At 63.9% G+C, this 22,037-nt stretch carries 24 protein-coding genes and 1 tRNA gene; 15 read left to right on the forward strand and 10 right to left on the reverse strand.

Going from position 1 to position 22,037, the window contains the following annotated elements; genetic code table 11:
- Positions 1 to 40: 40 nt before the first annotated feature.
- From LB541_RS26835 to LB541_RS26845, 3 genes are read right to left on the reverse strand one after another with little or no spacing between them, the layout of a single operon-like run.
- Positions 41 to 970, reverse strand: a complete 930-nt coding sequence (locus LB541_RS26835; protein WP_224619971.1) for a DUF6492 family protein — start codon at positions 968 to 970, stop codon at positions 41 to 43.
- Positions 967 to 1,761, reverse strand: a complete 795-nt coding sequence (locus LB541_RS26840) for a WecB/TagA/CpsF family glycosyltransferase (RefSeq protein ID WP_224619974.1) — start codon at positions 1,759 to 1,761, stop codon at positions 967 to 969. The genes LB541_RS26835 and LB541_RS26840 overlap by 4 nt, the downstream gene beginning before the upstream one ends.
- A complete protein-coding gene (locus LB541_RS26845; RefSeq protein ID WP_224619976.1) occupies positions 1,758 to 2,930 on the reverse strand; it encodes a glycosyltransferase family 4 protein in 1,173 nt (390 codons plus the stop codon). The genes LB541_RS26840 and LB541_RS26845 overlap by 4 nt, the downstream gene beginning before the upstream one ends.
- Before the next feature lie 170 nt (positions 2,931 to 3,100).
- On the opposite strand from LB541_RS26845, the gene LB541_RS26850 reads away from it, so the two are divergent.
- Genes LB541_RS26850 through proC form a run of 3 tightly spaced genes read left to right on the forward strand, consistent with a single transcriptional unit; the run spans position 3,101 to position 6,289 of the window.
- Positions 3,101 to 4,099: a glycosyltransferase family 2 protein gene (locus LB541_RS26850; RefSeq protein ID WP_224619977.1), complete on the forward strand. Its 999-nt coding sequence runs from the start codon at positions 3,101 to 3,103 to the stop codon at positions 4,097 to 4,099.
- Positions 4,068 to 5,414, forward strand: coding sequence for an O-antigen ligase family protein (locus tag LB541_RS26855; RefSeq protein ID WP_224619978.1), 1,347 nt, complete (start codon positions 4,068 to 4,070; stop codon positions 5,412 to 5,414). Before LB541_RS26850 ends, LB541_RS26855 begins: the two co-directional genes overlap by 32 nt.
- Positions 5,415 to 5,473: 59 nt before the next feature.
- Positions 5,474 to 6,289 carry a pyrroline-5-carboxylate reductase gene (gene proC / locus LB541_RS26860; protein WP_140501067.1) on the forward strand — a complete coding sequence of 272 codons (816 nt, stop codon included), beginning with the start codon at positions 5,474 to 5,476 and terminating at the stop codon, positions 6,287 to 6,289.
- Between the two features lie 10 nt (positions 6,290 to 6,299).
- Here proC and LB541_RS26865 read toward each other — a convergent pair whose 3' ends face one another.
- The 3 genes from LB541_RS26865 to LB541_RS26875 all read right to left on the reverse strand — a co-directional run bounded on the left by LB541_RS26865 (position 6,300) and on the right by LB541_RS26875 (position 8,315).
- Positions 6,300 to 6,692, reverse strand: a complete 393-nt coding sequence (locus tag LB541_RS26865; RefSeq protein ID WP_140501065.1) for a type II toxin-antitoxin system VapC family toxin — start codon at positions 6,690 to 6,692, stop codon at positions 6,300 to 6,302.
- Complete coding sequence (locus LB541_RS26870; protein WP_140501063.1) at positions 6,692 to 6,934, reverse strand: type II toxin-antitoxin system VapB family antitoxin; 243 nt, start codon at positions 6,932 to 6,934, stop codon at positions 6,692 to 6,694. Before LB541_RS26870 ends, LB541_RS26865 begins: the two co-directional genes overlap by 1 nt.
- A gap of 67 nt (positions 6,935 to 7,001) precedes the next feature.
- The gene (locus tag LB541_RS26875; RefSeq protein ID WP_224619979.1) at positions 7,002 to 8,315 is read right to left on the reverse strand and encodes an NAD(P)H-dependent oxidoreductase; all 1,314 of its coding nucleotides are present in this window, start codon (positions 8,313 to 8,315) and stop codon (positions 7,002 to 7,004) included.
- Positions 8,316 to 8,899: 584 nt separating this feature from the next.
- Between LB541_RS26875 and LB541_RS26880 the strand changes: the two genes are divergently transcribed.
- The 3 genes from LB541_RS26880 (at position 8,900) to LB541_RS26890 (ending at position 11,146) form a co-directional block, all read left to right on the forward strand.
- A complete protein-coding gene (locus LB541_RS26880; RefSeq protein WP_140562198.1) occupies positions 8,900 to 10,306 on the forward strand; it encodes a PTS galactitol transporter subunit IIC in 1,407 nt (468 codons plus the stop codon).
- A gap of 73 nt (positions 10,307 to 10,379) precedes the next feature.
- A complete protein-coding gene (locus LB541_RS26885; protein ID WP_224619980.1) occupies positions 10,380 to 10,841 on the forward strand; it encodes a PTS sugar transporter subunit IIA in 462 nt (153 codons plus the stop codon).
- A gap of 17 nt (positions 10,842 to 10,858) precedes the next feature.
- On the forward strand, positions 10,859 to 11,146 hold the full coding sequence (locus LB541_RS26890; RefSeq protein ID WP_140513359.1) for a PTS sugar transporter subunit IIB: 288 nt from the start codon (positions 10,859 to 10,861) through the stop codon (positions 11,144 to 11,146).
- A 20-nt stretch (positions 11,147 to 11,166) separates the two neighbouring features.
- Here the strand turns inward: LB541_RS26890 and LB541_RS26895 are convergent, their stop codons facing one another.
- Positions 11,167 to 12,555, reverse strand: a complete 1,389-nt coding sequence (locus LB541_RS26895) for a multicopper oxidase family protein (RefSeq protein WP_224619981.1) — start codon at positions 12,553 to 12,555, stop codon at positions 11,167 to 11,169.
- A 459-nt stretch (positions 12,556 to 13,014) separates the two neighbouring features.
- Positions 13,015 to 13,089: transfer RNA gene (locus LB541_RS26900), tRNA-Thr, on the reverse strand.
- A gap of 161 nt (positions 13,090 to 13,250) precedes the next feature.
- On the opposite strand from LB541_RS26900, the gene LB541_RS26905 reads away from it, so the two are divergent.
- The 9 genes from LB541_RS26905 to yacG all read left to right on the forward strand — a co-directional run bounded on the left by LB541_RS26905 (position 13,251) and on the right by yacG (position 18,959).
- Complete coding sequence (locus LB541_RS26905) at positions 13,251 to 13,451, forward strand: hypothetical protein (protein WP_224619982.1); 201 nt, start codon at positions 13,251 to 13,253, stop codon at positions 13,449 to 13,451.
- A gap of 127 nt (positions 13,452 to 13,578) precedes the next feature.
- Entirely contained in the window at positions 13,579 to 14,871 is a 1,293-nt protein-coding gene (murA, locus tag LB541_RS26910) for a UDP-N-acetylglucosamine 1-carboxyvinyltransferase (RefSeq protein ID WP_224619983.1), read from the forward strand.
- A gap of 149 nt (positions 14,872 to 15,020) precedes the next feature.
- Positions 15,021 to 15,455 carry a DUF2948 family protein gene (locus LB541_RS26915; protein ID WP_140666550.1) on the forward strand — a complete coding sequence of 145 codons (435 nt, stop codon included), beginning with the start codon at positions 15,021 to 15,023 and terminating at the stop codon, positions 15,453 to 15,455.
- 3 nt (positions 15,456 to 15,458) lie between these two features.
- Positions 15,459 to 16,751 carry a histidinol dehydrogenase gene (hisD, locus tag LB541_RS26920; protein WP_140666548.1) on the forward strand — a complete coding sequence of 431 codons (1,293 nt, stop codon included), beginning with the start codon at positions 15,459 to 15,461 and terminating at the stop codon, positions 16,749 to 16,751.
- Positions 16,752 to 16,756: 5 nt separating this feature from the next.
- On the forward strand, positions 16,757 to 17,242 hold the full coding sequence (locus LB541_RS26925; protein WP_140501043.1) for a UPF0262 family protein: 486 nt from the start codon (positions 16,757 to 16,759) through the stop codon (positions 17,240 to 17,242).
- A gap of 48 nt (positions 17,243 to 17,290) precedes the next feature.
- On the forward strand, positions 17,291 to 17,701 hold the full coding sequence (locus LB541_RS26930; RefSeq protein ID WP_263488205.1) for a low molecular weight phosphatase family protein: 411 nt from the start codon (positions 17,291 to 17,293) through the stop codon (positions 17,699 to 17,701).
- A 196-nt stretch (positions 17,702 to 17,897) separates the two neighbouring features.
- Positions 17,898 to 18,116, forward strand: a complete 219-nt coding sequence (infA, locus tag LB541_RS26935; protein WP_006200926.1) for a translation initiation factor IF-1 — start codon at positions 17,898 to 17,900, stop codon at positions 18,114 to 18,116.
- 22 nt (positions 18,117 to 18,138) lie between these two features.
- Positions 18,139 to 18,765 (forward strand): Maf-like protein, encoded by a 627-nt coding sequence (locus LB541_RS26940; protein ID WP_140501039.1) that lies wholly within the window; start codon positions 18,139 to 18,141, stop codon positions 18,763 to 18,765.
- Complete coding sequence (yacG, locus tag LB541_RS26945; RefSeq protein ID WP_140501037.1) at positions 18,762 to 18,959, forward strand: DNA gyrase inhibitor YacG; 198 nt, start codon at positions 18,762 to 18,764, stop codon at positions 18,957 to 18,959. The genes LB541_RS26940 and yacG overlap by 4 nt, the downstream gene beginning before the upstream one ends.
- 18 nt (positions 18,960 to 18,977) lie before the next feature.
- On the opposite strand, the gene LB541_RS26950 is transcribed toward yacG, so the two are convergent.
- Positions 18,978 to 20,348, reverse strand: a complete 1,371-nt coding sequence (locus LB541_RS26950; protein WP_140672508.1) for an alpha-glucosidase/alpha-galactosidase — start codon at positions 20,346 to 20,348, stop codon at positions 18,978 to 18,980.
- Positions 20,349 to 20,367: 19 nt separating this feature from the next.
- The gene (locus tag LB541_RS26955; RefSeq protein ID WP_140501033.1) at positions 20,368 to 22,035 is read right to left on the reverse strand and encodes an ABC transporter ATP-binding protein; all 1,668 of its coding nucleotides are present in this window, start codon (positions 22,033 to 22,035) and stop codon (positions 20,368 to 20,370) included.
- Between the last annotated feature and the right edge of the window lie 2 nt (positions 22,036 to 22,037).

Consider the following 22,037-nt stretch of genomic DNA (forward strand, 5'->3'; position numbering starts at 1 on the left):
ATCCGGGCAGTCTTTCCGAGAACCGGTTCGCTTTTCAGGATCAGGGTCGGTCGAGCCCGATCAGCCGGCGGATGCGGCCGGTATCGGTGCCGATGAAGGACTGCATGCCGATCGCCACCTGTTCGGGCGCCATGGCGGCAACGAAGCGACGGAATTCATCATCCGACAGCGCCTCACCGGTCCAGTGGACGCGGCAGAATTCTTCCGAGCCATGGAAGTGGCCAGCGCCGTCCAGCAGATTGTCGACATAGCGGCCATAGATCATGCATTCGGAGAATTTGCGCGCCGAGCCGACGACCTCGACCCAGTTTCGGCCATGCACCTCCTCGATCCGACTGCACATGGCCAGCACGGTGTCGCGGCGCCAGGCGATCAGCGTCGAAATGTAATCGTGAACCGAATTCCTCGACGGATCGATGCCGAGCGCGGAGCCGGCATTGCGCGACCATATGCGATGCTCGTCATGACCGTCCTGCGCAAGCACGCCGTCACGGCGGAACAGGCGCGCCTTGCCGTCGCGCCAGAACGCGCCGCAATCGAAAGGCTTCAGAAAGGCGACGTCGGAATCGCAGAAGACCAGAACGTCCTGGCATGCATGCGCCGCAACTGCAATGCGGCGCAGTTGCTGCACGTGCCAGCCGCGCAGCGGCTGTGTCTTCAGGCTGAGCCAGACGCGCCGCCGGAACAGGCTGAGCGGATCGTCGAAGACATGCAGCCAGCGCGGCAGCAGCTCACCTTCGTCGACGACGGATCGGTTGGCGCTCTCCAACCGTCGAAACAATTTGACGTCGCGGCCTTCGACCAGAATGTAATGATGCGCGATGCCCGTGACGTGCCGGTCGAGGGTTTCGCAGAGCAAGCGGCAACGCTCGAAATCCGGCGCATAGCTTGCCGTCACCATGGCTGCCGTCGGCGTTGCCCGAAGCAGTCCGGGTTCGGCGATCGCGCCTGGAACGAACCTCTCGTTCAACGGACGTCTCCGGCGGCTTGGGGCCGGTTCAACAATTTCTGTTTGAGGACCCGCCACAGGAACAAGGGGTTGCCGACCACATAGCGGCGCCAGAGCCGTCCCGGCTCGACCGCCAGCCGAAACAGCCACTCCAGCCTGAGGCGCCGTATCCACAAGGGCGCGCGCGGCACGGCGCCGCTGAGAAAATCCAGCAGCGCGCCGACCGCGACCGGCAGCGTGCAGTGGCGCTCGTCGATGTGCCGTTCGATCCACAATTCCTGGCGCGGCACGCCCATGGCGACCAGCAGCATATCAGGCCGCAGCGCCGCGATCCGTTCGATGATTTCCGGCTCCTGCACAGCGGAGAAGTAGCCGTCATGGATGACCACGAATCTGTGCTGGACGGCAATCGCCGCGAGCTTCTTCGACGCGGCCTCGGCATTGACGCGCGTCGCGCCGAGCAGCCCCACGGTCAGCGGCCGGGTCACCGACCGCAGAAAGGCCGGCACGAAGTCGGTGCCGTTGAGATTGTCCGGGAACGGCGCGCCATAGAGAAGCTGTGCTGCGAGATCGACGCCGATGCCGTCCGGCAGGATGAGAAAATCGTCGAGCGCCTGGGCGAACACCGGATCGGTGTAGGCGAGATTGGCGTTATGGGCGTTGAGGAAGCTGACCTTGGTGAAGCGTCGTTCCACGATCAGCCGCGTCAGCAGGGCGATCGCGTCGTCCCAGCGAATGGCGAGCACGGAGATGCCGAAGATCGTCTTCAATGTGTCGGGCCCGAACGAGGCGCGGGCGGCGTGCATGTTCATGCAAACGCCTCCTGCATGACCGGACCGAGCTTCTCCAGGCCAAACCGAATGGCGGCGTCCAGCGCCTTGAGCTGCCGGCGGTGGAACGCGCTGCCGTCAACGTCGCTTATGTCGGCCGCCGCGGTCTCCAGCGCCTTGGCAAAGGCGACCGGATCGTCGGTGACCGCGCAATTGACCGGGCGATGGTCGATGCCGCGCAGCGCGCGGCTGGTGGCGACGGCGGGCAGGCCGAGCTCGAACGTTTCGATCGTCTTCAATTGCACGCCGCTGCCGGCGGTGCTGATGAGCGGGATGACGGCGCCGCCGCGTATGAAAGCCTGGGCGTCCGGCACGCGTCCGACGAAAGCGACGCCGGGATGCGTCGAGGCGATGTCAGACGGCATGCTGCCGGCGATCCTGATGCGGAAGTCCGGGCGCAGATGCGGTACCACCTTGTCCAGGAACCAGCCGAGCCCGATGCGGTTCGGCTGCCAGGTCCAGGTGCCGATCAGCGCGGCGTCGCACTCAATCTTGCGCCGGCCGTTACGCGCCGGTGGCGTGGCGCCCGTCACCAGCGGCAGCACCGCCGAGCGGTCGTCGGAGGCCGCGCCAAGTGCCGAACGGTCTTCCTCGGCCAGCGTGAAGACGAAACGCGCGCGGCGGCACAGACGCTCTTCCACGCTCTCGAGCAGCCTTGCCTCGCGGCGGAACAACAGGCGCTGGAAGATGCCCGGGGCGGCAGCGGCATTTTCCCGCGCCGAAAGATGCTCGACATTGTGGGCGACGAAGATCGAAGGCCGCTCGTCGAAGAGCTTTTCGAAGGCGCCGGCGAACTGCACGGAATTAAGCACATAGCCGTCGAAGGGGCCGGCGCGCTCGATGGCGGCGAGGACTTCGGCATCGGAGACCGCACGCACCTTGGCCGACGCGAAGGTGAGGCCCGAAAGCATCGCCTTGCCGACCCAGGCAAGCTTTTGCAGCGCTGAAGCATTTTCGGTGCGCACGTCCACGGCACCCAGAACGATGGTGCTTTCAGGATCGGCGGCGGCTTTCTCCGGCCAGATGAAGCCGATGACGGTGACGCGCGCGCCGGCGCGCCGCAAGGCAGCGATGATTGCAGCATTGGCGATCTCGTAGCCCGATGCGAGAGCGCCATCGGGCACGATCGATGTGGCGAACAGCAGATGCATCTCACCTATCCTGTGGTGCAGCCGGTAGCAAAGCGCGGTGAACCCTTGATTAAACGCGCGCGCATCGACGACCCAAAACCTCGGCTTGAAGAGCCACTCCGTGAAAGGTGATTAACGAAACGTTATCGTCATGGTGCTAACAGAACTCGACCCACCATGCGGTGACACGGATGATCCCTTTGCCATCGGACGGTTCGGTATCGATCGCGGGACGATCCCCCCGGCTTGACACGCAGGCCGTCGAAGCCGTCGTCACCTTGCCGACCTTCAAGCGGCCGGACCAGGTCCTGCAAACGCTGGCGTCGCTGCGGGCACAGCAGACCGGCAGGCGCTTTGCCGTCATCGTCATGGAGAACGAGGCCGAGGCACGTGCCGGCGCCCAGGCGTCGCTGCCGCTGTTCAAGCGCGGCGAGATACCGGGCATGGTGATCATCGCGCATCAGCGCGGCAATTGCAGCGCCTACAATGCCGGCTGGCAGGCGGCGATCCTGCACTTTCCGAATTTCAGGCACCTGCTGGTCATCGACGATGACGAGATAGCCGACCCGCACTGGCTGGAACGGATGTGCGCGGCGGCCGAGAGCCTTGGCGCCGATGTTGTCGGCGGTCCGCAAGTGCCCGACTTCGCCGATCCCGCCCATGCGCGCTGGGCCAAGCATCCGGTCTTCGCGCCGCCCTACCGCAAGACGGGCCTCGTGCCGGCGCTCTATTCGTCCGGCAATCTCCTAGTGGGGCGCAACGTGCTTACCGCCATGGGGCCGCCGTTCCTCGACCTGAAATTCAATTTCATGGGCGGCGGCGATTCCGACTTCCTGAGCCGGGCGGCGCAGCGCGGCTTCGTGCTTGGCTGGTGCGCCGAGGCCAGCGTAACCGAGACAGTCCCGGCCCGGCGGGTCGAGGCCGACTGGATCCGCGCCCGCAGCCTGCGCAACGGCGTGATCTCGACGCTGGTCGAAAAGAAGAAACGCGCCGGCACCCCGCTGGCCGGCGTCAAGGTGTTGCTGAAGAGCCTGGCCCTGCTTGCCGCCTCGCCATTTCGCGGCGCCGCCAGGCTTGCACGGACAGGATCGCCGGCGGCCGCCATCTACCCTGTCCATGTGGCGCTGGGCCGCGTGCTGGCCGAATTCGGATATGCCAATGAGCAATACCGCCAGCCTGAAAAGAACTGAGCGCGCGCCGCTCAGCGCCGCGTTCACACGCGACGGCGTGGCAACCGCGATCGCGGCGCTGCTGTTCACCGTCATCCTGATATCCTTCCGCCCGTTCCAGCCCGCGGGCGCGGAACTCACCGGCGAAGGCGGCGACATCGTCAACCAGCTCGGCTTCGGCTCGCTCGGCGCCGTTTCCATCTTTTCGCTGATGGCGTTCGCCGAGCCGCGCATCGTGCGTTCGCTGCTCAGCCCTTCCTGGATGCTGATGCTGGGTTTCTTCTTCCTGTCGGTGGTGCTGGCGACAGACCCGCCCTCGGCGATGCGCGCCGCCTCCTTCACCATGATCGGCATCCTGACCATGGCGACCATCCTTGTGCTGCCGCGCGATGCGGACTCCTTCTCGAAGGTCATCATCTTCACCGCGGTGGCCGTCATGGGCCTGTCCTATCTCGGCCTCATCGTCTTTCCGCACGAGGCAATGCACACGGCCGATTCGCAGGAACCCGAACATGCCGGCCTGTGGCGCGGCGTCTTCACCCACAAGAACATCGCCGGCCCGGTCATGGCCTGCTTCAGTTTCGCCGGCCTCTATCTCTTCCGGCGCGGGCAGCGGTTCTGGGGCGCCGGAATTTTCTTCGCGGCGATGGTGTTCATGCTGCACACCGGATCCAAGACCACGGCCGGCCTGGTGCCGTTCTCGATCCTGATCGTCATGTTTCCAAGCCTCATGGGCATGCGACTCGGCACGCCGATCCTGTTCGCGCTGGCGATCATCGCTACCGCGGTCGGCACGCTGGGCATCGTTTTCCTGCCGCCGGTGAAACAGCTGGCGGCGATCTATTTTCCCGGCCTGACCTATACCGGGCGCACCACGCTCTGGGAGTTCGCCGGCGAGATGCTGGCGAAGAAACCGTGGACCGGCTACGGTTATGAGAGTTTCTGGGGAACGCCGCTGCTGCTCAACCAGGATCAGCCCTTCGACCGGCCGTGGGATATCAGGACTATCGTGCATGGCCATGACGGTTATCTCGATATCGCGGTGCTGATGGGCATTCCGGCCCTTTGCGTGGCGGTCTACACTTTCCTGATCGCCCCTTTGCGCGACTACATGCGCATTCCCTTGCGCAAGGAAAACATCTATCTCGGCGACTTCTTCATGATGGTGGTGCTGTTCGCCGCGCTCAACGCCTTCCTCGAAAGCTTCTTCTTTCATCGCGGCGATCCGGTGTGGCTGTTCTTCGTGCTCGGTGTGCTTGGGCTCAGACAAGTTTCGCTGCGCCCGGTCGCGCTGCGCAACGCCGGTCGTGGCGCGCGATTGGGCCACTCCACCTGACAGGGCTTCCCCGTTGATCCGCGAGCGTTTATGTGAAGCCTTTCCTCGGAGGGCTTTCGATGACGATCAGGCTTGTTCTCGCCGGCTGCGGCAATATGGGTTACGCCATGCTCTCGGGCTGGCTGAAATCCGGCAAGCTTGCACCGTCGTCCGTTTTCGTGGTCGAGCCCAATGCCGACCTGCGCCAGCGCGCGGCCGCACTCGGATGCGGAACGGCTGCCGACGCCACCGATATCCCGGCCGGTGCCGTGCCTGATCTCATCGTCATCGCCGTGAAGCCCCAGGTGATCCGCGACGTCACCGCCGCTTACAAACGTTTCGGCGAAGGGCGCACCACCTTCGTCAGCATTGCCGCGGGCACGCCGGTCGCCACCTTCGAGGAAATCCTGGGCGACCGCGCGCCTGTTGTGCGCTGCATGCCCAACACGCCTGCTTCCATTGGCAAGGGCATGATGGTGGTGTTTTCCAATCCGCTGGTTTCCGACGACACCAAGCGTTTCGTCGCCGACCTCTTGTCGGCCAGCGGCGAAGTGGCCACCATCGACGAGGAGGGACTGATGGATGCGGTGACCGCCGTGTCGGGATCGGGGCCGGCCTATATCTTCCATTTCATCGAAGCGCTGACCGTCGCCGCCGAGAAGGCGGGCCTGCCGGCGGCGACCGCCAGGCTGCTCGCCATGCAGACCGTCTATGGTGCCGCCTCCCTCGCCGCCGAAAGCGGCGAGGAGCCGGGCCTGCTGCGCCAGCAGGTGACCAGCCCGAACGGCACGACGGCGGCGGCGCTTGGTGTGCTGATGGGCGAGGACCGGTTGACCAATCTCCTCACGCAAGCGGTGGAAGCGGCGCGGCTGCGGTCGATCGAACTGGGGAAATAGAGCAGACTCCCTAGGCCAGATCGGTATGCGAGAAGTCGTTGCCTTTGTAGAGCAGAGCAGAGCCACGACTCTTTGCGCATGCATAGGACAGGCAATCGGCCAGGTTGAGTTGGGCGGGATGCCCGCGTCCTTTTCCATAGTCTGAAAAAGCTTGGACCGCGAGCTTGGCGTCGCCGGCGTCGATCGGAACGATTTCGATTTCGGACTCGCGCAGAAAAGCCTCTATCGCCACTTCAGCGACAAGCGGCTCAACGGCCAGCATAGTTGAAAGCCGCATAGCCGCTTCGAGCACCACCAACGCGGAAGTAATTTTGCGAGGTGCTACCGCGATGCGGTTGCTCCACTCGCCAGCATCTCCCTCTCCCGAAAGAATTGCGACGACCACCGAGGTGTCGACAAACATCAAGAGTGGCCCCACATCTCATCGATCTCATCCTTGTCTACGGGCCGGCCGCCATGACCAGCTCTGGCTTTGAGTTCATCAGCGATGGCAGCCAGCCGCTGCGCCAACGGAGCGCGTCCACTTTCCCGTTTCAGTTCGGACTCAAGAGCTTCGATCACCGCCTCGGTCATCGAAATCTTGCGTTTGGCGGCGAGCCGCTGTGCCAGCTCACGTGCACGCGGGTCCCTGATCTGGAGGTTCATTGGTCGATCCTCAGCGTCATCTGCCATTACAATATAGTGCATCTGTCATGACAGCGCCACAACGGGCTTATTTTTCGTACAGCATCTCATCCTGCAGCCGGCGCAGAGCGAACAGTCTCGTCGTCCGGTCGGGTGCGGCGTTGTCGGCCGTCAACAGCTCGCCTTTCCTGACCGGTTTCAGCACCTTGCCGCCCTCGAGCAGGCCGACCGGCACGGCACGCCGGGCGCGAGCGTCTTCGACGGTCATCGTCCAGGAGCGATAGCAGGTCTCGCCGATCGCATCGAAGGTTTCGCCGGCGGCCAGATCCCGCTTGGCGACGGCGCATACCTCGGCGACGGGCCTTGGCAGCGGCACCATGTCGGGCTTGCCGAAGAGCACGATGCGGGCTGCGGTCAGCGGCACTTCCAGCGAGGTCAAATGGTAGGGCCGGAACAGGCTGTAGTAGGGACCGTGGCCGATATGCAGGTCGTCCATGCGCTCGACGATGCGCGGGTGGGTCGCCTCGACGATGACGAAGACACCGGGTGCGACACCTTTGCCGACCGTGTAGTCGACAACGCCCTTTTTCGTGAGCAGCCCGCCATGCTCGCGCGGAATGAGCACCTTGACGAGGTCGTCGCGGTCGGCCTTCGGGCCGTGCATGCCGGGCACGTCGGGCACCAGCCCGGTGGCGTTGGCGATGGCGCACATCTCGACCATGGTTTTCGAACCGTCGACGAACTCGACCAGCATGCGCGGGTTCATGTTGCGGCGGATCGCTTCCTCGCGATAGTCGTCGGGCACGGCATCGTGGTTAAGCGGGTTGTTCTTGCCCTTGCCGGCCGAGACGATGGTCAAGCCCAGTGCGGAGGCGAACTCGATCAGTTCCATGCAGCTCGAGGGCTCGTCTCCGGCGCCGACCGAATAGACGACGCCGAGGCGATCTGCCTGCTGCTTGAGATAGCAGCCGATAGTGACGTCGGCCTCGACATTCATCATCACCAGATGCTTGCCATGCTGCATCGCCATCAGGTCGAAGTCGGCGGCGACGCCGGGCTTGCCGGTGGCGTCGATGACGACGTCGATCAGCGGATTGGTGACCAGCATCTCGTTGGAGGTGATGGCGATCTTTCCCGACTCGATCGCCGCGGTGACTTTCGAAGTGGTATCGGCTTCGACGGCCATCGCTTCGTCACCATAGGCGATGCGGATCGCTTCGCGTGCCGTGTGCGGACGTCTTGTCGAGACCGCGCAGACCGAAATGCCGGGCATCAGCATGCCTTGCGTGACCAGATCGGTGCCCATTTCGCCCGAACCGATGACGCCGATGCGTACCGGGCGGCCCTCGGCGGCACGGCTGGCGAGATCGCGGGCGAGCCCGGTCAAGGCGACATTGGTCATGCGGAGATGTCCACAGCTTCCTGGTTCGCGTCGGATTAGCAGGGAATAGCTCCTCCTTGCCAACGAAACTGGCCTCGGCCCGTCAATTTCCCATGAAATCGCGCAGGACAGATGCGCTCGCCACGGTTCGGTTGGCCCAAAGACTGGGCTCCGAACTCGGCGACAAAGACCTGACGACTGCCAGTCCGCTGTGCCGGCGGTTTCTCCTGATAGGAATTTTTTCTTGACTGGGTGAGGGCAACTATGCTCCATATTTGCCCATGGTGCTGAGTTGCGCCAAGGGCCCGCCGCACAGGCGGGTTTTTCCGTTCAATGGTCCGTCAAGACGCACAGGCGAAGGCTCCGTCAGCCCGGATGCCTTGGGTTCAAAGACTTGCCAATTGACATTGCCTTGAACTGCCTCAATAAACATTCGTTCGCCAGCGAAGGCAAATGTTCATCCCGCATCACCGAGCGGGACGCATTCCGCCTCGCGGGCAGAACGGGGAGTGCCTTTGCGCCGAGGTTGGCGGCAAAGGCGTTGGAGGTCAACGGAGCATCATTTCGAACCCGGGGGTCGGGCTCGGTGCTCCAGGGGAGGACAAATGGATACTATTCTTGCGGGCCTCAAAGGGGCCATCGACACGCTCGGCGCAACAGTGCTGCTGCCGATCGTCATTTTCATCATAGCCGTCGTTCTGGGCGCAAAGGTCAGCAAGGCTTTTCGCGCCGCGGTCACCATCGGCGTCGCCTTCATCGGCATCAATCTCGTGCTTGGCCTGATGTTCACGTCGATCGGCGACGTCGCCAAGGCCATCGTCACCAACACCGGCATTCATCGCGACATCATCGATGTCGGCTGGCCGTCGGCGGCCGCCATCGCCTTCGGCTCGTCGGTCGGCCTGTGGGTCATCCCCGTCGGCATCCTGGTCAACATCGTGCTGTTGCTGACGCGCATGACGCGCACGCTCAATGTCGACGTCTGGAACTTCTGGCACTTCGCCTTTGTCGGCTCGCTGGTCGTGGCGGCGACCGACAATCTGGCCTACGGCATCGCCATCGCGGCGTTGGTCGCGGCGCTGTCGCTGCTGTTCGCCGACTGGTCGGCGCGCGCGGTGCAGCAGTTCTATGGCGTGCCCGGCATTTCGGTGCCGCACCTGGCCTCCGCGCAGATCCTGCCGATCGCCATCATCCTGAACTGGATCATGGACCGTATTCCCGGCATCAACCGCATCAACATCAACACCGAGACCATCGAGCGCCGGTTCGGCGTGTTCGGCGAACCTGTCGTGCTCGGCTTGATCATCGGTCTCGTGCTCGGTGCCATCGCCTTCTACAATGCGGGCGATCTCGGCACGGTGCTCGCCAAGGTGCTGGGCACCGGCATGACCCTGGCAGCCGTCATGCTGCTTTTGCCGCGCATGGTGAAGATCCTGATGGAGGGCCTGATCCCGGTCTCCGACGCGGCGCAGGAATTCGTGCGCAAGCGCACCGGCGACCGCGAGCTTCTGGTCGGCCTGGACTCCGCCATCCTGATCGGGCATCCCGCCGCGATCTCGTCGTCGCTGATCCTGGTGCCGATCGCGATCATCCTGTCGGTGATCCTGCCGGGCAACCGCGTCATCCTGTTCGCCGACCTGGCGGTCATTCCCTTCATCGTCGCCATGACCGCCCCTCTGGTCAAAGGCAATGTGTTCCGCATGGTGGTGATCGGCACGGTGACGCTGGCGATCGGTTTCTACGTCGCCAACGCGCTGGCGCCGCTGTTCACAAGTGCGGCCGTCGCGTCGGGCTTCAAGCTGCCGGCAGACGCGCTGCAGATCACCTCGGTCGTCGACGGCTTCCTGTGGGTGCCCTATGTGATCATCGAGGCGATCCAGGGACTTGGCCTTGCCGGCATTGTCGTGATCGCCGTGGTCATCGCGGCATTGTTCGTCCTCTATCGCCGCAACACGCTCGGCTGGGAACGGGCAGCGGGCGCCGAGGACGAGCCGGCCGAAGGCACGGCCTGAGCGTCGTCGCGCCTGACGTTTGAAATGATCGTGTGCCCTCCCCGGGCGCACGATTTTGCCGACGGAGCAAAACATGTCTGACAGCCTCATGCAGCTTCTGGATCCCGAAGCGATCGTGCTCGGATCCGATGCCTCGACCAATGAGCAGATCATCCGCATCCTGGCCGGCCGGCTCGAGACGCTCGGCTATGTCAAAGACTCCTATGCCGACGCGGTCGTGCGACGCGAGTTGACCATCCCGACAGGACTGCCGCTGGAGCGCCCCGACAATGTCGCGGTGCCGCACACCGATCCCGAACATGTCTTGAAGCCCGGGATCGCTTTGGGCACATTGAAGCACCCCGTCGTCTTCGCCAACATGGAAGACCCCGACGAGAAGCTGCCGGTCGGCTTCGTCTTCCTGCTTGCCATCAATGACAAGGACAAGCAGATTGAAGCGCTGCAGGCCGTCATGGCCACCATCCAGAATCCAGATGCATTGGACGGCCTGAGGTCGGCCACGACGCTAGACGACGTTCGGGCCGTGCTCGGCTGAACAAGGAGAAGCAAGAGATGTCCAGACAGAAAACAATTCTCTTTGCCTGCGGCACGGGCATAGCCACCTCAACCGCGGTCAACGTCGCCGTCACCGAGGCGATGAAGCAGCGCGGCCTGACCTTCAACGCCCAGCAGGCCAAGGCGACCGAAGTGCCGGGGCTGGCCGACAGCGTCGACTTCATCGTCGCCACGACGCCGATCTCGGCTTCGGTGACCAAGCCGGTCATCAAGGGCCTCGCCTTCCTCACAGGCATCGGCAAGGACAAGGTGCTCGACGAGATCGAGGCGCAACTGCGCAAGTAGGCCGCGGCACGCGCTCGGTTTCAGGTCACCCTGACGTAGCTCGTCATGCCCGACTTCTGATGCTCGATGATGTGGCAGTGCAGCAGCCAGTCGCCGGGGTTGTCGGCGACGAAGCCGAGGCTCACCTTCTCGTTGGGCTGGATGAGATAGGTGTCTGAAATCAGCGGCTGCACGGGCCGAGTCGAGGATGACAGCACTTTGAAGCTCATGCCGTGCAAATGCATCGGATGCGATTGCGGCGTCAGGTTCTCCATGTCGATGACATAGCTCCTGCCAAGCTTCAATTCGGCCAGCGGCGCGGTCGGATCCGGCGTGTCACCCGGCCACGGCACCTTGTTGATGGCCCAGAAACTGTAGCCGAGCGAACCGCATATGCCGTCGCTCGCAATGTTCTCGGCCGTGGCGCTGAGCGCCAGCGAAATATGCTGGGCAGCGGAGAGATCGACCTCCGCCACCGGATTGGCCTCCAGCGGCGCGACATCACGAATGTCGCGCTTCAGCGAGCGGCCAGCCGCACGCAAGGTAGCCAGCACCTTGGGCTTGGTGCCCCTGACGTCCCGCAGGCTCACGACCGCGCCCTCCGCGTCAGGCATGCGGATGGCGAGTTCCATGCGCTGTCCCGGGCCAAGCAGCAAGGCATCGGGCGAAAAACGCTGCGGCACCGGATTGCCATCCAGCGCGATCACCGTCGCCTCCGCGCCGTCGACGCGAAAGGCATGGATGCGCGTCACGTCGGTGATGGCGACGCGCAGCCGCACCAGCCCGCCGGCTGGCGCGTCATAGTGCGGCTGGTCGAGCCAGTTGGCCGTGCGCACCGTGCCATAGGTGCCGGTTCTCGCGGCATCCCGCGGCCGGAACTGATCGATGAACTGGCCATCGTCGCCGAGGCGCCAGTCGCGCAGATTCAGGACGATTTCGGCATCGAATTTCGGATCACCGGGATTTTCGACCACGATGACGCCGGTCAGGCCGTGCCCCATCTGCTCCAGCGTGTTGCAATGCGGGTGGTACCAGAAGGTGCCGGCATCGGGCGGCGTGAAGGCGTAGTCGAAATGATCGCCGGTATAGACATAGGGCTGGACCAGGAACGGAACGCCGTCCATCTTGTTGGGGACCCGAACGCCGTGCCAATGGATCGTCGTCGGGTCGTCGATGGCGTTGACGAGCCGGGCGGCGAAGGGCTCGCCCTTTTTCATCCTCAGCACAGGCGGCATCCCGGCGCTGCCATAGGTCAGCACGTCCCGGGTCGGACCGATCTCCATCAGCCTGGCCTGGATCTTGGCGGTCCGCAGTACCACCGGCTCGGGCGTGGCGGCGGCCCAGCCGCCAAGCCTCCCCATCGCGACGAGCCCGCCCGCACCGGCAAACGCTGCCGATTTCAGAAGTCGACGGCGTGTGATCAAGGTCATGCTGCGCTCCAGCGGGAAAGCCCTCGGAATCGCCGACTTGAATCACGATCGGGCGACCAGCGCAAATCCCGATATCGGCATTTGCGTTCCGATGAAGCCGCAACCAGCGCCGTCTGCGCGGACGGCGCTTCGCCCTGCGACTCTGATCGGGACGACGGCCGCGCCAGGTCATGCTTCAAGGCACTGACCGGAGCGGACTCGCCCGGGTCGCCAATGCCGATGTTTTCAACCGTCCGATCGGGCGGGTGGGTAGCGGAAGGGCGTCAAGCGGTCGCCCCCTATGGGCAGGCGCTCGTCGCGGAGGAAAGCAAGCAGGCCGATTTGCTCCCGCCATGAAAGCGCGACGAGAACCAACCTGCGCGAAATCTCGGATTCAGGTGCCGGATGCGCCTTTTTTTGCCCGTTCGTGCCGCAAGGGCTTAAGAATGGGACGGATGGCGCTGAAAATGTCGGGCAGCCTGGTGCTGCGAGAGAGGATTGAACTCTCGACCTCTCCCTTACCAAGGGAGTGCTCTACCACTGAGCTACCGCAGCCGCTGATGGCGGGGCTTCTGCCATATCGAACCGGCAAGCGCAAGGCCAAGTGCAAAGCATCTGTGAAAGCCTTTGCCGGATACGTTTTGATGACATGGCCGCGCCACAATGTTGGTTATGCCTGAATAGCGGGCTGGCCGGCCGCCGGCTAGGACGGGACAATGAACGACAAGACAATTCCACCGAAAAAGGGCGGCACCGGCCGCAAGGACCGCCTGGCCGAGCAGCTGCGCGCGAATCTGCTGAAACGCAAGGCGCAGTCGCGCTCGCGGCGCGCCGGCGACGCTGACAAACAGCGCGCCGGCGACGCCGACAAGCGGCCGGACGGGCTCGGCCCGGCGAAGGAAATGCAAAAAGATTAACTCAAATCAGCCACTCTTCGGTCGGGTGCCAGGAAATCCTATTTCTTGAACCAGCTTGGCCGATGGTCTAGACGGGCCGATACTCAAACGATTGAAACCGGCTTTCGGGGCCGAGGGGATAGTCTTCATGGATCGCATCAGAATTGTCGGCGGCAACAAGCTCGCCGGAAGCATTCCGATCTCGGGCGCGAAAAACGCCGCCCTGCCGTTGATGATCGCGTCGCTTCTGACGGACGACACGCTGACGCTCGAAAACGTGCCGCATCTGGCCGATGTCGAGCAGCTGATCCGCATCCTGGGCAATCACGGCGTCGATTATTCGGTCAACGGACGCCGCGAAAAGCAGAATGAAGGCTATTCGCGTACCATCAACTTCTCCGCCCGCAACATCGTCGACACGACGGCACCCTACGAGCTGGTGTCGAAGATGCGCGCTTCGTTCTGGGTCATCGGCCCGCTGCTGGCCCGCATGGGCGAGGCCAAGGTGTCGTTGCCGGGCGGTTGCGCCATCGGCACGCGGCCGGTCGACCTGTTCCTGGAAGGCCTGCAGGCGCTGGGCGCCGACATCGACGTCGACACCGGCTATGTCATCGCCAAGACCAGGAATGGCCGCCTCGTCGGCAACCGTTATGTCTTTCCGAAAGTGTCGGTCGGCGCCACCCATGTGCTCATGATGGCGGCGTCGCTCGCCAAGGGGGAGACGGTGCTTGAAAACGCCGCCTGCGAGCCCGAGATCGTCAACCTCGCCGAATGCCTCAATGCCATGGGCGCCAGGATTTCCGGCGCCGGCACGCCAACCATCACCATCGACGGCGTCGAGGCGCTGTCGGGCGCGCGCGTGCGCGTCATCCCGGACCGCATCGAGACCGGCACCTATGCCATGGCCGTCGCCATGACCGGCGGCGACGTCGTGCTCGAAGGCGCGCGTCCCGATTTGCTGCAGACCGCGCTGGACGTGATCTCGCAGACGGGCGCCGAGATCACGCCGACCAATTCCGGCATCCACGTCAAGCGCAACGGCGCCGGCATTTCACCGGTCGACGTGACGACGGCGCCCTTCCCGGCCTTCCCCACCGATCTGCAGGCGCAGTTCATGGGGCTGATGACCATGGCCAAGGGCAAGTCGCGCATCACCGAGACGATCTTCGAAAACCGCTTCATGCATGTGCAGGAACTCGCGCGCCTGGGCGCCCACATCACACTTTCGGGCCAGACGGCGATCGTCGACGGCGTGCCGAAATTGAAGGGCGCGCCTGTCATGGCGACCGACCTTCGCGCTTCCGTTTCGCTGGTCATCGCCGGCCTTGCGGCCGAAGGCGAAACCACGGTCAACCGCGTCTATCATCTCGACCGCGGCTTCGAGCGGCTGGAGGAAAAGCTGTCCAATTGCGGCGCGGTGATCGAACGGATCTCGGCTTAGGCCGATCCCCGCCCGCCTCACGGCTGCGCGGACCGGAACGACCTCCGGATTCCTGCTTGAGCATGATCTTTTCCGAAAAGCGGTTTCCACTTTTCGGGATCATGCTCTAACAGAAGGCTGAACAGTCAATTTTCAGGTGCGAAATCCGCATGAACGGCCTCAAGCTTATCGCCCTCGACGACCAGGACCTGAGCATCGTCTCCGCCCACGTCCAGGACGCCGTGATGAAAGTCTCGGACCTTGAATACCTTCCCGCGGCCAAGCGTTTCGTGCTGACCATGAACCGTTTCGTCTGGGAGGCCAAATCGGGCTTCTTTCGCCAGCACAACGAACGGCGCCAGGCCGTGCTGCATTTCGATCGGGTTCTGGGCGCCAAGACCAGCGGCATAGCCCGCGACAAGCCGGCCGAAGTGCTGTCGCTGCTGGCGATCAGCTTCATCGAGATCAGCAAGCCGGCCGGCATAGTCGAGCTGATCTTTTCGGGAGGCGGCGCAATCATGCTCGATGTCGAATGCATCGAGGCCCGCCTTGCCGATGTCGGCGGCGCGTGGGAAGCCACGTCGCGCCCCGTGCACAGGACCTGAGCGATGGCCATCACGCTTCGTCAGTCCGACGCCGATTTCGAACAGCGTTTCGCCGCTTTCCTCACCACCAAGAGGGAAGTGTCGGCCGATGTCGACGCGGCCGTGCGCCAGATCATCGCGCGCGTGCGCGCCGACGGCGACGCGGCCCTCGTCGATTTTACCAGACGCTTCGACCGGGCCGACCTCAGGGAACTCGGCATTGCCGTGTCGAAGGACGAGATCGCCCGCGCCTATGCCGCTTGCGACCACCAGACGATCGAGGCGCTCGAATTCGCGCGCGACCGCATCCGCGCCTATCACGAGCGGCAGCGGCCGAAGGACGACCGCTTTACCGATGCCGCGGGCGTCGAGCTCGGCTGGCGCTGGACCGCAATCGAGGCGGTCGGGCTTTACGTGCCGGGCGGCACTGCGAGCTATCCGAGTTCGGTGCTGATGAACGCCATACCGGCCAAGGTCGCCGGCGTGGAGCGCATCGTCATGGTGGTGCCGGCACCCGGAGGCGTCATCAATCCGCTCGTGCTGGTGGCGGCCGACCTTGCCGGCGTGCCGGAAATCTATCGCGTCGGCGGCGCCCAGGCGATCGCTGCCCTGGCCTATGGCACCGAGACGATCAAGCCGGTCGCCAAGATTGTCGGCCCTGGCAACGCCTATGTCGCGGCGGCCAAGCGCCAGGTGTTCGGCACCGTCGGCATCGACATGATCGCCGGCCCCTCGGAAGTGCTGGTCGTGGCCGACGGCGACAATGATCCCGACTGGATCGCCGCCGATCTCCTGGCCCAGGCCGAACATGACGCGTCCGCGCAGTCGATCCTGATCACCGACGATCCGGCCTTTGGCAAGGCGGTGGAGGAGGCGGTCGAACGGCAGCTGCCAAACCTGCCACGTGCGGAGACGGCGGCGGCGAGTTGGCGCGATTTCGGCGCGGTGATCGAGGTTGCGGCGATCGAGGCGGCGCTGCCGCTGGTCGACCGTATCGCGGCCGAGCATGTCGAACTGGCAATCGACGATGCCGAGGGTTTCCTGTCGCGGATGCACAATGCCGGTGCCGTGTTTCTCGGCCGCCATACGCCGGAAGCCATCGGCGACTATGTCGGCGGTTCCAACCACGTGCTGCCGACGGCGCGCTCGGCGCGTTTCTCGTCAGGCCTTTCGGTACTCGATTTCGTCAAGCGCACCTCGATCCTGAAGCTCGGGCCCGAGCAATTGCGCGCGCTGGCGCCTGCCGCGATCGCGCTGGCCAAGGCGGAAGGGCTCGACGCGCATGGACGCTCCGTCGCCATACGGCTGAACATGTAGGCGCCATGTCGGGCTCCGATCAAACCCGGGCGAGGCTGATCGATGTCGAACTCGATGAATCGATCGGCCGTTCGACGCCCGACGTCGAGCACGAACGCGCGGTGGCGATCTTCGACCTGATCGAGGAGAACAGTTTTCAACCGGTCAACGACAGCGGCGCCGGTCCCTACCGGCTGAAGCTGTCGCTGGCCGAGTCCCGCCTGGTTTTCGCCGTGACGCGCGACGACGGTTCCGCCGTGGTCACCCATATCCTGTCGCTGACGCCGCTCAGGCGCATCGTCAAGGACTACTACATGATCTGCGAAAGCTACTACGACGCCATTCGCTCCTCGACGCCGAGCCATATCGAGGCGATCGACATGGGTCGCCGCGGCCTGCACAACGAGGGTTCGCAGACGTTGATGGACCGGCTCGCCGGCAAGATCGACATCGATTTCGACACGGCGCGCCGGCTGTTCACGCTGGTCTGCGTGCTCCATTGGCGGGGTTAACCCCTGACCGCCGGCGCGCCGCCCCGTTCGATCCTGTTCCTGTGCGGCATGAATGCCGTGCGCTCGCCGATGGCCGAGCTGTTGGCGCGGCGCATGCTGCCGGCCAGCACCTTCGTCGCCTCGGCGGGCGTGCGCAGCGGCGAGCGTGACCCGTTCGTCGATGCCGTGCTTGCTGAGGAAGGCCTGTCGCTGGGCGAGCGCCACCCAAGGACGATGGACGAGCTGGAAGACGACTATTTCGATCTCATCGTCACGCTCGCGCCGGAGGCGCACCATGCCGCGCTGGAGCTCACCCGCTCGCTCGCCGTCGAGGTCGAATACTGGCCGACGCCGGATCCTACCGGCGCCAGCGGCACGCGCGAGCAGATCATCGCGGCCTATCGCGATGTGCGCGAACGGCTGAAGTTGCGTATAGGCCGACGTTTTTTGCTTCCGGAAGCAAAAACCGCGACGGATTAAGCGTGTTCACAAGCCGACGATTATCATATAGGTTCCGCCGAATTTCCGGCTAGAGTCGGATGCGGTTGGGTCTCGTCGACCTGACAGCTTCCGACTCTAGATCAAAGAAGTAGAGCATGATGTCGTCCGAAAACCGCTTCATACTTTTCGGCATCATGCTCTAAACGCCGGGAAACCATCCAAGCAAAGGTATCGAATGCCGAAGGAAGAAGTCCTCGAGTTTCCGGGTGTCGTCACGGAACTGCTGCCCAACGCCATGTTCCGAGTGAAACTCGAAAACGAACACGAAATCATAGCCCATACGGCCGGCCGCATGCGCAAGAACCGTATCCGCGTGCTGACCGGCGACAAGGTCCTGGTCGAGATGACGCCCTACGACCTGACCAAGGGCCGCATCACCTATCGTTTCAAGTAAGATCAAGGCCGACTGGTCCGCGATGAGCATTTTGCTGAAGCTGGTGCTTGCCTCGGGTTCGCCGCGCCGCATTGAACTCCTGCAGCAGGCCGGCATCGAACCGGACCGCATATTGCCTGCCGACATCGACGAGACGCCGCTGCGTGCCGAGCATCCGCGCTCGCTGGCCAAAAGGCTGTCGAAGGAAAAGGCCGAAAAGGCATTTGCCTCACTGAAGTCGGAAACCGACTACGCGCCGGCCTTGGTGCTGGCCGCCGACACGGTGGTCGCTGTCGGGCGGCGCATCCTGCCCAAGGCCGAGACGCTCGACGATGCCGCCAACTGCCTCGGATTGCTGTCGGGGCGTTCGCACCGGGTCTATTCCGGCATCTGCCTGATCACGCCCGGCGGCAAACTGCGCCAGCGGCTGGTCGAGACGCGCGTGCGGTTCAAGCGGCTGCCGCGCGAGGAGATCGACGCCTATGTCGCGTCGGGAGAATGGCGCGGCAAGGCCGGCGGCTATGCCGTGCAGGGGCTTGCGGGCGCTTTCGTCGTCAAGCTGGTCGGCTCCTACACCAATGTCGTCGGCTTGCCGCTCTACGAGACCGTAGCGTTGCTTTCAGGCGAAGGCTTCAAGGTCCATCAAAACTGGTCCTCGGCGCGGCCATGAGCGCGGACGACAAGGTGACGCCGCTGCGGCCAAGGCGCCCCTGCCCCGAATGCGGCAAGCCTTCGGCGCGCGAGACCTACCCGTTCTGCTCCAAGCGCTGCAAGGACATCGACCTCAACCGCTGGCTAAAGGGCGCCTATGTCATCAAAGCCCGCGACGACGAGGAAGAACCCGACGCCGACGAGCCGAAATAAGCTAAGAGCGACGCTTGATCAGGCGGCTTGGATCTTGCGGCTCACGCGTGCCCAGGCCGGCAGCCAGTCGCCGTGAGCGGCAAGAAGCTCGTCCACCAGTGACCATATCTGGTCGAGATCGAGCTCGGCTGCCGTGTGCGGATCCATCATCGCCGCATGGTAGATGTGTTCCCGGTTCTCGCTCGTCAGCGCCCGCACCGTCAGTTCCTGCACGTTGATGTTGGTGCGGATCAGCGCCGTCAATTGCGGCGGCAGGTCGCCGATGTAAGTCGGCTGGATGCCGGAGGCGTCGACCAGGCACGGCACCTCGGCGGCGCACTCGCGGGGCAGCGAGGTGATGCAGCCATTGTTGCGAACATTGCCGTAGATCACCGACGGCTCGCCGGTCCAGACCGAATTCATGATCGAGGAGGCATATTCCTTCGACTGCTCGACCTCGATGCGCTCGGCCGAACGATAGGCTTCCGCCTGTCCCTGCCAACGCTCGATCTGCTCGATGCAGCGCTTGGGATATTCATCCAGCGGGATACCGTATTTCTCGATCAGGTCGGGACGGCCGCTCTTGATGAAATAGGGCGTGTATTCGGCGAAATGTTCGGAGCTTTCGGTGACGAAATAACCGAGCCGGGTCAGCATCTCGTAACGCACCTTGTTGGGGCAGCGCGGATTCCAGCCGGGCTTGGGCGCGCGGCCATCGCGATAGGCGCGCAGGAGATCCGGGTAGAGGTCGCGGTAGGAGCCGTCGGCCTGGCGGTGCTCGAACTTCAGGTAGAAGGCCATGTGGTTGATGCCGGCGGAGCGATAGCGGATGTCCTCGTAGGGAAGATCGAGATCGTGCGCCAGTTCCATCGCGGTGCCCTGCACCGAGTGGCAGAGGCCGACCTGCCTGATCTCTGGATATCTCTCCGAGATCGCCCAGGTGTTGATCGCCATCGGATTGACGTATTGCAGCATGATCGCATCGGGGCAGACGGCGAGCATGTCCTCGCAGATCTTCCACAGATGCGGCACGGTCCTCAAGCCTCGCATGATGCCGCCGACGCCGAGCGTGTCGGCGATGGTCTGGCGCAGGCCATATTTCTTCGGCACTTCAAAGTCGGTGACGGTGCAGGGCTCGTAGCCGCCGATCTGGAAGGCGACGACGACGAAATCGGCACCGGCCAGCGCCTTGCGCTGGTCGGAATAGGTCTCCGCTTTCGCCTTCACGCCGAGCGTCGCGATCAGCTTGTTGACGACGACGGCACTCTCTTCCAGCCGCTGCGGATCGATGTCCATCAGCGCGATCGTCGCGCCCGAAAGCGCCGGCCGCTGCAGCACGTCACCGACGATGTTCTTCATGAACACGGTCGAGCCGGCGCCGATGAAAGTGATCCTGGGATGTCTTGCCACGCTAACCTCCGGCATGTGTTCAGGCCACGTCGAAAGCGGCCCGGACGAGCCGTTCGGTGTAGGCGGTCTTGGGATTGGTGAGGACCTCGTCGACAGGTCCCTGTTCGACGATCTTGCCGTGCTGCATGACGATGACGCGGTGACACAGAGCGCGCACCACCTTGAGATCGTGCGAGATGAAAAGATAACTCAGGCCACGCTCGTCCTGCAGCCTGCGCAAGAGATCGATGATCTGCGCCTGGACGGAGAGGTCCAGCGCCGATGTCGGCTCGTCGAGCAGGATGAATTCCGGTTCCAACGCGATGGCTCGGGCGATGGCGACGCGCTGCCGCTGTCCGCCGGAGAACTCGTGCGGAAATCGCGAAAGGATGTCGCCCGGCATGCCGGCGCTGACCAGCGCCTCGCGCACCCGCTCGACCCGCTCGCGCCGCGTCGCTCCGATGCCGTTGACGATCAGCCCTTCCTCGATGATCTGCCCGATCGTCATGCGCGGGTTGAGCGAGGAGAACGGATCCTGGAAGACGACCTGCATGCGCGATCGCAGCGGCCGCATCTCGGCCCGTGACAGCCCATGGATCGGCTGGCCGTCGAAACGGATCTCGCCGCGCTTGGCATCGATCAACCTGAGCAGGCACTGGCCGAATGTGGTCTTGCCGGAGCCGGATTCGCCGACCAGTCCCAGTGTTTCGTGGCGGCAAAGCTTGAGATCGAGATCGTCGACGGCGACCAGCTCGCGCCAGTCGGGTTTGAGGAAGGTGCCGTGACGCAGCATGAAGCAGACGCGCACCCCGTTCGCTTCGAGGATGGTGCCGGAGCCCTCCGGCAGCGGTTGTGGCCGCCCGCGCGGTTCGGAGGCGAGCAGTCGTTGCGTATAGGGATGCTGGGGATCGGAGAACAGACGTTCGGTGACGTTATGCTCCCGCATCTCGCCATGCTGCATGACATAGACGTAGTCGGAGAATTTGCGCACGACCGTGAGGTCATGGGTGATCAGGATCACCGCCATGCGCAGCTCTTTCTGCAGATTGCGGATCAGGTTCAGGATCTGTGCCTGGACGGTGACGTCGAGCGCCGTCGTCGGTTCGTCGGCGATCAGCACGTCGGGATCGTTGGCCAGCGCCATGGCGATCATCACGCGCTGGCGCTGGCCGCCCGAGAGCTGATGCGGATATTGCTTGAGCCGCGCGACGGGATCCGGGATCTGGACATGCTGCAGGAGTTCGAGCGCCCGTGCCCAGGCTTGCCGCCGGCCGACCTTGCGATGAACCCTGATCGCCTCGACGATCTGGCTGCCGATCGTATAGATCGGATTGAGCGAGCTCATCGGCTCCTGGAAGATCATCGAGATGCGGTTGCCGCGCAGCTTGCGCCGGGCGCTTTCGGGGAACTTCAGGATGTTCTGCCCATCATAACAGACGGTCGATCTCGGTGAAACGGTGGCGCGCCGGGACAGCAATCCCATGACGGTGCGCGCCGTCACCGATTTGCCGGAACCGGATTCGCCGACGATGGCGATCGTCTCGCCGCGATAGAGCTGGAACGAGACGTCCTTGACCGCCTCGACGGTGCCGTGCTCGACCTTGAAGGCGACCTCGATGTTGCGGGCATCGATCACGGGTTCTCCCTGGCGTCCGTCATGGTCGTGCCGGACGGAAGGTGCGAAGGGTTCGGCGAGCGCGAGCGTCATCC

The organism is Mesorhizobium sp. BR1-1-15, assembly GCF_020165475.1.
GTDB lineage: Bacteria > Pseudomonadota > Alphaproteobacteria > Rhizobiales > Rhizobiaceae > Mesorhizobium.